This is a genomic window from Bacteroidales bacterium (assembly GCA_026418905.1).
Classification (GTDB): Bacteria; Bacteroidota; Bacteroidia; order Bacteroidales; family DTU049; genus JAOAAK01.
This window is the reverse complement of the sequence record JAOAAK010000033.1, coordinates 1-7,349: the sequence shown is the minus strand read 5'-3', so window position 1 is coordinate 7,349 and position 7,349 is coordinate 1. Positions and strand designations below refer to the sequence as shown.

General features: G+C 37.3%; 6 protein-coding genes. All 6 read right to left on the bottom strand.

Annotated features, from left to right (window positions below; translation table 11 throughout):
* Positions 1 to 2,012: hypothetical protein (locus tag N2Z72_06985; protein MCX7697419.1), on the bottom strand; the 2,012-nt coding region annotated here is incomplete at its 3' end.
* 69 nt (positions 2,013 to 2,081) lie between these two features.
* On the bottom strand, positions 2,082 to 2,657 hold the full coding sequence (locus N2Z72_06980) for a 50S ribosomal protein L25/general stress protein Ctc (GenBank protein MCX7697418.1): 576 nt from the start codon (positions 2,655 to 2,657) through the stop codon (positions 2,082 to 2,084).
* An 11-nt stretch (positions 2,658 to 2,668) separates the two neighbouring features.
* The gene (locus N2Z72_06975) at positions 2,669 to 3,613 is read right to left on the bottom strand and encodes a ribose-phosphate pyrophosphokinase (GenBank protein MCX7697417.1); all 945 of its coding nucleotides are present in this window, start codon (positions 3,611 to 3,613) and stop codon (positions 2,669 to 2,671) included.
* Positions 3,614 to 3,642: 29 nt separating this feature from the next.
* The gene (locus tag N2Z72_06970; protein ID MCX7697416.1) at positions 3,643 to 5,247 is read right to left on the bottom strand and encodes an ABC transporter substrate-binding protein; all 1,605 of its coding nucleotides are present in this window, start codon (positions 5,245 to 5,247) and stop codon (positions 3,643 to 3,645) included.
* Positions 5,247 to 6,077 carry an SUMF1/EgtB/PvdO family nonheme iron enzyme gene (locus N2Z72_06965; GenBank protein MCX7697415.1) on the bottom strand — a complete coding sequence of 277 codons (831 nt, stop codon included), beginning with the start codon at positions 6,075 to 6,077 and terminating at the stop codon, positions 5,247 to 5,249. Before N2Z72_06965 ends, N2Z72_06970 begins: the two co-directional genes overlap by 1 nt.
* 313 nt (positions 6,078 to 6,390) lie before the next feature.
* Positions 6,391 to 7,349: hypothetical protein (locus tag N2Z72_06960; protein MCX7697414.1), on the bottom strand; the 959-nt coding region annotated here is incomplete at its 5' end.

Here is a 7,349-nt window from a genome sequence, read left to right as displayed (position 1 = left end):
GGTACACTACCCCCACCCTCAAATATCACCATACCCACTACCCCAGCCCCAGGTATCTGATAATTAATGTTCAATATCGTATCATACGTCCCAGGAGATATCCTCATCACCACCGTGTCACTTATGCCACATTGCCTCAACGTATTCAACGCATCCCTAAAACTACCAAAATTCGTACCACCAGTAGGCTGCAAAGGATTTATCGTGTATTCACCCGATAAAATGAATGGGCAAACAAAGTAATTTATGGTTAAAGTATCGTTTAAATTCAATTGATCAGGCTGTCCATTTGGGTTACTAACCCAAACTTTAAGTTTATGAGTTCCTGGTTGTGTAAAGACAACTGAACCAATCGTTATTTCTGGAGATACTCCTCCCTGAAGCAACGATCCAGACCAGGCGTAGGAAGAAGGAGCTCCATTATCAATCGAGTAAAATAAATTGCAACTGGTAACTGTTTGAGTACCTTCATTTTTAATCTGAACTTTAATATCATAAGATGTTCCTACTTCAAGAATGGCAGAAGGAGAAGGTGAAGTAATTGAACTCAACGCCAAATCTAATGTGCTAGGTAAACGAAAAACAATTTTAATATCAGGTCTCGTATATGTTAAAGTACCGGTTGATGTGGGGAAAACGCTCGAATATGTATCACTGTATCTATATTTTGCCCGATAAGAAGAGGTATTGGTTGCATAAAAAACGGGGTATCCGGTTTGGTATTGACCCCTACGATTAATCCAATAAATGAGTAAATTCGAATTCCCGTTATAATAAAAAGGAGTTATGGGTGTGATTTTAAACCAACCAGGACCTACCCAGGTTACATTTCCATAGTAAAAAGTAGTTAAACTTGCACTATCAGGCATGCTTCCATCGGAAAAACTAGAATACGGTACCACACCAATCATCATTCGTTGATTTTCCATCAAAAAGTTGGATGTATTAGATGAAACTCGGAAAAAGATGGAATCAATGATTCCTGACTTGTTTATTTCACTAGCCGTATAGAGTAAAGCACTCCATCCCCATTTGAAATAGCCATTTACAGGCATATAATAGGTAGTAGTAGATGCATTACCAATAATTACCACAGGTGGAGCTTGTTTGATGTAAAACCATTTGGCTGAACTTTGAGCCATATTCTGAGCAGGAGATGCATCCCATGCTTTGATATAATAGTCTATTCGAGTATTATATGGTTGAGAAGGGATGGTAGCTACAAAAGTATCCAAAGAAGTATTGACCATCAAAAGCGAATCAAAAGAGCTATTGTTGATGCTAAAATATAACTTTGCCACGCTAATCCCACTCGCATCATTTATTCTTGCCTTAACAGGGAAAGGTCCTACTTGAAACACCGTATCCTGCCAGATAGGAGTAACTTGAGTAATTGTTGGCGGCGTAAGTTCAGAAGCAGAAGCCATGATTTTTATGTCATCCAAATACCATCCTGTTCTCAAATTGGCTCCATTCGCATTTCCATCACTTAATCGAAATCTTATTTTAACATTACTCTGATTAGCTACTAGAGAACTTAAATCAAAAGTTTCCTGTTTCCACCAACTGTTGGTAGGAATTGCACCCCCAATTCCAGGTTGCCAATCAGTATAACTTACTTCCGTAAATTTATTACCCGTAAAATTGCCCGAACCAAGATATTGAGCACTTGTTAAAGCATACCAGGTATTTCCATTATCAATAGAATACTGAATTTCAGCTTTATCACTGTTTTCGATTTTACATATATGATTGAATTGTAAAATCACATAACTATAGCCAACGGTAGAAAAAGAATTAGAAGTTAAATTTGAGACAGACGAGAGCCCTATGGTGCAGGTATCAGAATAGGTGCCAGACACCTTCAATCTACTATTTAAAGTCCATGATGGGCTTCCACTCGATGAGAAAGCATAAGGACCACCTCCGTCGAAGTTTTCAGACAATAAAACAGTTTGAGAAAATACCTGAAAACTCCATAAAATTAAAAAAAACACAACCCCTTTTTTCATAACAATAATTTTTTGTAAAATTAATAAGTTGTTTTTTAAAAAAAAAATTCAATGATTAAAATTGATAAATTATTGAGTCTGAGTTTGCTGGTTTTCCAAAGCCGCTCTTGACATCTGAATGGCAACCAACACATTATTTTCAGGTAATAGTAACGTGTAATCAAGGTTACTTAGATTTCTTACTCTAATCTTATCACCAATATCAAGATGAGAAATATCTAAAACGATCTCTTCAGGCATCTTAGAAGGAAGTGCTTTAACAGGAACAGAACGATATTTTATGTTAAGTTTTCCACCCTTTAACACACCCGGAGAATTTCCCTTGACTGAAATAGGAATGTGCATCTTTATAGGTTTATTTTCAGAAAATTCATAAAAATCAGCATGAATGATGCGATCTGTAACAGGGTGAAATTGTACTTCCTGAAGAATAACTCGATGGTTCTCCCCATCGATAGTAAGGTCAATAAAACAGGGTTTGTTCGTGTAAACAATATCTTTAAATTGTTTTTCTTGAGTAAAGAAATGTTTTTGTTCTTTACCACCATACATAACACAAGGCACAAGGCCCTGAGCACGTAATCGACGTGCTTCACTCTTCCCTACGCTCTTACGTAAAGAGCCGCTCAAAGAAACTGTTCTCATAATTTTTCAATTTAGATATATGTATTAAACTTAAAATGTGTACTAATGGATTCGCAACTTATATTACGATAAATAACATCTGCAAAAAGCTCAGCAACAGATATAACTTTCACTTTGGATGAACGATGTTCTCGATAAATGGTATCCGTAACAATGACCTCTTCAATAGGTGAACGATCAATTTTTTCGTAAGCATTGCCACTAAAAAGGCCATGTGTGCAAAAAGTACGTATAGATTTTGCACCGTTTTCTGCCATGAGATCGGCAGCCTTTACCATGGTGCCAGCTGTATCTAAGATGTCATCTATTAAAATCACATGCTTACCCCTTACATCTCCAATGAGGATCATATCGTTCACCTGGTTGGGTTTAGCTCTATGTTTATAGCAAATAGCCATGTCGCAGTTAAGTATTTTAGCATATGCATTAGCACGCTTACTACCACCCGTGTCGGGTGAAACAATAACCAAAGGTTCTAGTCCTAGATTGAGGATGTAGGGAACAAAAATAGACGAACCAAATAAATGGTCAACTGGAACTTCAAAAAAACCTTGTATCTGATCTGAATGAAGATCGATAGTAATAAGCCTATCAATACCGACAGCTTGCAACATGGTAGCAACCATCTTGGCCCCTATAGCTACACGAGGTTTGTCTTTTCTATCCTGCCGAGCAAAACCATAGTAAGGAACCACAGCATATATATGATGTGCACTTGCTCTCTTAGCTGCGTCAATCAGCAAAAGCAACTCAAATAAATTCTCTACAGGTGCATGAGTAGATTGAACAATAAATAATTCTGTTCCGCGAATAGTTTCATCAAAAGACACTTGAAATTCTCCGTCTGCGAATTGTGTAAATGTAACAGTTCCTAGCTGAGTTCCATAATGCTGAGCAATTTTTTCAGCTAGTGGTCGCGAAGCCCTTCCCGACACAATAACGACCCGCGGTTCCATTTTTTTTTGACAAAAGTAAGCAATTTTCTTTAATCCTTTTTTTTGACGTTTTTTAACTTTAACATGTTAAATATATTCCACTTTAGACCTTCAATGCGTAAAGAGACAAGCCGTATTGCTTCGTCATAATATAGAGGAACCACAGGAACTTCTTTCACGAGAATTTGATTAAGCTGAATGTAAATCTTTTCCCTGACACTATCATTAAAAGTCGTAAGAGAAATTTCATATAATGAGTCATAAGTCTTATTGGAAAAAAACGTATAATTTGGTCCATAAGGTGTTTTATTGGCTGAATAAAATAAAGAAAGGAAAGTTCCTGCGTCCGGATAATCAGCTACCCAACTGGCACGAAAAAAAGATGTTTTTCCTCCATACATCATCTCGCGAAGCGTTGCAGAAGGAAGTACTTCTATTTTCAAAGTAATATTTATTTTTCGAAGTTCATTTTGAACGAATTCAGCTAACTCTAAATAATTAGATGTTGTATGTAAAGTAATTTCAGGAAATGGATTTTGTTCATCGTAGCCAACTTCTTTTAGCAATTCTTTAGATTTTTCAGGATTATAATTTTCCTTTAGTGATTGAGCTTGCAATAGCGCAGGAGGCACGAATCCGCTGTAAGCTGGAAAGCCTGTGTTTTTTCTAACATAAAAAACAAGTTTGCTTTTATCAATGGCTAAATCAATCGCTTTTCTAACTTGCCATCGATCAAACGGAGGTTTAGTGATATTCATTCCTATGTATTCAACATTTAAAAAAGGAAAGCGTTGAACCATCCATTTACTACGATAACGCGATTTGAGATTCCCTTTTTCATCAAAAAGTATGAAATTAAGAATGGGGTCAAAACCTGAAATAAAATCAAATCCACCTCTCATGAATTCCATAAAAGCTACCTGTTTATCTTGAATAAATCTCACACAGACGCCATCCAGATACGGTAAGTTATGACCAAATGTATCCTTCTCAAAATACTCATTATTTTTTTGCAGAATAAGAATTTGGTCAGGTTTCCAAACTCTTAATTTGAAAGGGCCAGTACCAATGGGATACAAAGAAAAATCTTTGCCAATTTTTTTGATATATGCCTCGGGTACGATAGAAGCATAAGGAAGTGTAAGGTAATATAAAAAAGGAAAAAAAGATTTTTTTAGGTAAAAAGTAATCGTAGAATCATTCTTAACTTCAATACGAAGTTTCCCTTCAGAAGTAGTATCAATAGGATCTGTAATCCACCTTCCAGGGGAAGCAGTTGATGGATCAGCCAAACGATTGAAAGTAAACTTGACATCATAAGCAGTGCACTTTAGTTTTTCCCTGAAAAAATGGGTTGTATGAAAATAAACATCTTGGCGAAGATGAAAAGTATAAACTTTTCGAGTTGAATCGACCTCCCAACTTTTAGCTAAAGAACAAATTAAATGTAGGGAATCATCGAACTCAAGCAAGGTATTAAACATCTGATGAACAATCCACATATGAGGTAGATCTCTTGCTTGAGCAGGATCAAGCGATTTTATTCGAGAAATTTCATTGTAAAAAAAATAATTGGCACCTTTTTTATTATCATTTTTATTTCTCGAACAAGCAATAATAAAAACAACAAGAAGGAAAAAAAATAAATTCCTCATCAATATTTAACAATTTCACATACACATCGAAAACCAATCCAATCTGAAGGTCGAGAATATTCAACAACTTTTATATAGGTTTCCGTTGTGTCTCGATCAAACCAAGAGAGACCAAATGCAATATTTTCCTCTACCGTCATCTCCGCTACATTGCGTGGAAAATAAACAAACTCAAGTCTCCTTTTCTTCTGCGGATATGCCGGTACTGTAAAGGTCTCTAAATCTGCAAAAACCTCATACCTCGCAAAAATATTATCCTTGAATTTGGTAAGTGCATATGACATCTCTTCAACTGTCGGAAGCCGATATTTAATCTGGGTATAATACTTTGAACGCTGACGCTGATTTTTTGATCTTGCAGCATAGCTTAGCATCACCATGTAGGTTTTCCATTCACAATACTCCTTCGCTTGAGAATAGGTAACAAAGACCACAGGATAAGTATCGTACAACGATGAATTAAAATATTGATTCATTGTCATTTTCCATGAAAGACGAATATCCAAAGGAATACTCATAAGCTTTATAAAGTTCTTATCTGGACCCATTAATTTAAGATAATCCATAAATTTATCGATATTAATCCCATATGATGGGATTTTTCTTAATGTATCTTTAACTTTCTGACTATATGCAGCTTGAACAAATCGCAAAAAATTCCGGTAATCAGCATTGCTTACGGGAGCAACATCAATGTATAAGCTGTCCCTGAGCCAAACTGTCCCAGGCGGGTCTTCCTTAGCTTTGAAAGGAGGTTTATCTTTAACTAACCCTCCCAAAAACATCACAAACAAAACAATCCAACATATGTTATTATTGACTACTAACATACCGATATTTCCTCTTAAATGAACTTTTAAGTAAACTCCTCAAAAAAACATTTATCAAAATTAAAGCTTTTAATAATAAATTCCTCTCAAAAATAAACTTGCACCATGTCGAGAAAAATTTTCATTCTATGACTCACCTCTAGCTACATACACTCCTGATTTTCTGACTGTCGTATATGTTACCTCTACATTTCTTTTTCTTTCTAGTTGATCATTAATAATTCTAATAATAGTTCATTAACCCAAACATTACTCAATTTTTCAAACTAAAAAACTTTATTGTTGAGTCTTTACATAACATTATTAAAGTTTATCAAGGTAAGTATTTAATAACTACATACCCATGGTAACCATCTTGACCATCATAGCAGTCATCGACACCAAAACAGGGTAGTGCTCCACTTCCTCCTCGAGCACAATTAGGACATAAATCAGGATCTGATGGATTTCCAGGATTCTGTCCATTCCCTGGAATTACTAAATCTCCATAACTATTTCCCCCACCTCCTCCGTTAGCACCATTATCACCCGAAGCTGCCGTCGCTCCTGTTCCTCCATTGGTGTAACCACCTCCACCTGCTCCACCACCAGCACCATCCCCCACATGATTCCCACCATTCGTCCCGTGACGTAAGGGTGAACCACCAGCCACACCAGGTGTGCCAGAGCCTCCTCCCAGACCATTCTGACCACCACCACCGCCACCAGTACCATTACTATTCAGGCCACCACCACCACCTCCTCCTCCCCCTCCTGCTATGCCTATTATAATATTCTGACTCTTATTAACTACACCACTTGATCCGCCACCACCTCCTCCACCACCAGAACATCCGCCAGGTCCAGCATCTCCCCCTACACCCCCTCTACCATACCCCCAACCTCCATCACCACCGGTAAGGTGATATAAATTCCCAGACGATGTCCATCCTGCACGGCCACCTTTGCCTACATATACAAGCAACGTATCAGCAACATTTACATCACGCTTAGACCAAACATATGCGCCTCCTCCCCCATTTCCACCAGTTCCTGCATCTCCTCCTCCACCACCACCACCTCCTCCCCAACATTTCACCTCGATCGAATCTACACATGGAGGAATCACAACCACATATGGTGTATTACTACTATATGAAAACTTTACCTTATCCTCAATATAATTTACATCACTACATATTGAATCAACCCTATTTCCTCCATAATAGACAGAGACACACACCTTGCCATTATACACAGGAACATTACCCACGGATACCCAAACATTAGGCG

Excerpts from the sequence above, each read along its gene's own strand:
- N2Z72_06980 (MCX7697418.1), bottom strand. The coding sequence starts at position 2,657 with ATGAGAACAGTTTCTTTGAGCGGCTCTTTACGTAAGAGCGTAGGGAAG.
- N2Z72_06975 (MCX7697417.1), bottom strand. The coding sequence starts at position 3,613 with ATGGAACCGCGGGTCGTTATTGTGTCGGGAAGGGCTTCGCGACCACTA.
- N2Z72_06970 (MCX7697416.1), bottom strand. The coding sequence starts at position 5,247 with ATGAGGAATTTATTTTTTTTCCTTCTTGTTGTTTTTATTATTGCTTGT.
- N2Z72_06965 (MCX7697415.1), bottom strand. The coding sequence starts at position 6,077 with ATGTTAGTAGTCAATAATAACATATGTTGGATTGTTTTGTTTGTGATG.